This window comes from Citrobacter sp. Cpo032 (assembly GCF_030332975.1).
In the GTDB taxonomy this organism is placed as follows: Bacteria; Pseudomonadota; Gammaproteobacteria; order Enterobacterales; family Enterobacteriaceae; genus Citrobacter; species Citrobacter portucalensis.
Genome location: NZ_JAOWGU010000022.1, coordinates 1 through 213, shown reverse-complemented (window position 1 = coordinate 213; position 213 = coordinate 1). Strand labels below are relative to the sequence as shown.

General features: G+C 53.5%; 1 tRNA gene. It reads right to left on the bottom strand.

Annotated features, from left to right (window positions below):
- Positions 1-77: transfer RNA gene (locus tag OGY33_RS00690), tRNA-Arg, on the bottom strand.
- Positions 78-213 lie beyond the last annotated feature (136 nt).

Sequence of the window (213 nt, the reverse complement as noted above, 5' to 3'; positions counted from 1 at the left end):
TGGTGCATCCGGGAGGATTCGAACCTCCGACCGCTCGGTTCGTAGCCGAGTACTCTATCCAGCTGAGCTACGGATGCATCAGGGAAACTTACTTTACTGCAGATTTGATGTCGCTGCTAAAGCGACATCATGTAATATGGTGCATCCGGGAGGATTCGAACCTCCGACCGCTCGGTTCGTAGCCGAGTACTCTATCCAGCTGAGCTACGGATG